Below are 2,331 nucleotides of genomic sequence, written 5' to 3'. Positions count from 1 at the left end.
GAGCAGCACGGGCCACCGGCAGCGACGGCATNCTGTCANNCNGGATGATCCAGGCGGAGGCGGAACTCGTCAACGCCGAACAGTCGAGCGGCCGCGTCCTTCATCTCATGGCGGCGCTGCCCTATGCGATGAGCCGCATCACCACGCTCGTCATCCTCGGCGCGGGAACACTGCTGATCATCCATACTGGGATGAGCATCGGCGAACTTGTGGGCTTCCTCGCCCTGTCCGGCCTGTTCTCGGCGGCCCTGAACGCCTTCACGGGGATCGGCACCGCGGTCGGTCAAGCGACCGCCGCACTCGGTCGCCTCGGTGACGCCCTCGACCACTCGACCACGCCGACCGACGCCCCACCGATCCGCGCGGTCGAGACCGGTTCGGCTCCGACGGCAACGGGAGGCGTCAGGTTCCGCGGCATCGCGTTCGCGTACCCGGGCAGTCCCGCCATCCTGTCGGAGACGGACCTCACCATCGCGCCGGGCGAAGCGATCGGCCTCTTGGGCGGCTCGGGCAGCGGCAAGAGCACGCTCGCCCGACTGATCGTCGGCCTGGTGCCGCCCGACAAGGGCGATGTCCTGTACGAGGCGGAGGACGCCGGGCAGACGGCGCGGGCCACGGCCTGGATACGGGATTGCCGCGGGATCGCCTTCGTGGATCAGCAGCCCTTCTTCCCGCGGGGGAGCCTGCGCAGCGCAGTCACCTTCTGGAACGACGGCGTGCCGCCCGCCGTGCTGTCCCGGGCGCTCGCCGATGCCGAGATCCGGGACGTGATCCTCGGTCGTCCCGGGGGGCTGGACGGGCCGATCGGCGAGAACGGCACCGGTTTCAGCGTGGGCGAGCAGCAGCGCCTCGCCATCGCCCGCGCGCTGGTCGACCAGCCGCGCCTGCTCGTGCTGGACGACGCGACCAGCAATCTGGATGAAGAGACGGAGGCGCGCGTCATCGAGAACCTGCGCCGGCGCGGGATCACCTTCATCCTTCTGACCAGTAGGCTCGGCGCCACCGCGCACCTCGATCGGGTCTTTCGCCTGGCGGGTGGGCACCTGCACCCCTTGGAGGAGCAGACGTCTCGGGCCCCGGCCCGGCGCAGCGCGCCCGCGCAACGGCTCGCGGCCGTTGGGAGCATGACATCGTGAGCGATCCCGCCGCCCGCGCGCCCGGGGGCGCCTCCATGGTCTGGCCTCTCGAGCGCGGCGAGATCGTCGCGGTCGAGGCCGTTGCGCCGGCCACCCTGCAGGAAGGCCAGGCGGATCTGCTCATCCGGACGCCGGATGGCGGCCTCCGCTTCGTCGCCACGCTGGAGCCCGGAACACTGCTCCCCGCCCTGTCGATCGCCGGCAGCGTCATCCGGGCGCGGGCGACGCTTGTGCTGGCAGCTGGCGGCGATCGCGGGACGGCATCGGATTATGCGCTCGCCGAGCGGATCCCGGATGCTGCCGACCCTTGGAAAGTCCATTCGCCGATGCGCCTCGTCCTGGCCACCCTCACCATCCTGACCGCCGCCTTCGCGCCTTTACCGGCGCTGGCATCGTGCGGCGCCGAGCGAATCGGTACCATCGAACAGCGTCTCGATCGCGCCGGTGCCGTCCAGGCGATCGGCCTGCAAGCAAAACTCACCCTTCGGACCCGATCAGCCGGGGGCATGCAGGCTACCCGCGATGCCCCGAACGATCCCGCCCGGGTCTCGACGGCCGAAGGCGTCGGGCACGCCAGCAGCCTCCTCGTCCACGACGCCGACGCGAATCGGCGCGGCGACAGGGGGGCCTGCGAGAACCCCAGGCGCGCCGTGAAGGCTTTCCGGACCCGTCGGATGGTCGCAAGACCCGGAGCCGATGGCCGCTTCGACGATGAGGGCGCCCCTATCAAGCCCCGGGGCTGTGTAGTACCTGGTCGTGATCTGCACGACGGGCCGCCCCCGGGCCGGTCGCGGAACGGTCCCCGCTCCAGTCCCGCGGCGCTCGCCCGGGCTGGAGCCTCTTCAGTCGGTCACCGCATGAGCGAGGCCTGCATCTTCTCGGCCGGCTGCAGCGAACTCGCAGACCTGGTCCGGACCTATGATTGGACGCAGACGCCGCTGGGGCCCCTGGCGGATTGGCCCCAGAGCCTGATCTTCACGGTCAGCACCCTGCTGCAATCGCCGGTGCCGATCGTGCTGCTGTGGGGCGAAGACGGCATCATGATCTACAACGATGCCTATTCCGTCTTCGCGGGGGCGCGCCATCCCAAGCTCCTCGGCTCCAAGGTGCGCGAAGGGCTGGCCCGAGATCGTCGATTTCAACGACAACGTGATGCGTGTCGGACTGGCCGGCGGGACGCTCTCCTACAAGGACA

The 2,331-nt window shown here is 70.2% G+C and carries 1 protein-coding gene and 1 pseudogene; both read left to right on the top strand.

From position 1 onward, the window contains the following. Positions 1–1,136: ATP-binding cassette domain-containing protein (locus tag I53_RS22130; protein WP_210161593.1), on the top strand; the 1,136-nt coding region annotated here is incomplete at its 5' end. An 857-nt stretch (positions 1,137–1,993) separates the two neighbouring features. After that, a pseudogene (locus I53_RS31705) lies at positions 1,994–2,331 on the top strand (histidine kinase); the annotation flags it as partial.

It is taken from the genome of Methylobacterium sp. B1, from assembly GCF_000333255.1.
Lineage (GTDB): Bacteria > Pseudomonadota > Alphaproteobacteria > Rhizobiales > Beijerinckiaceae > Methylobacterium > Methylobacterium fujisawaense.
The sequence above is the reverse complement of the archived record's forward strand: the minus strand, read 5'-3'. Positions and strand labels throughout refer to the sequence as shown.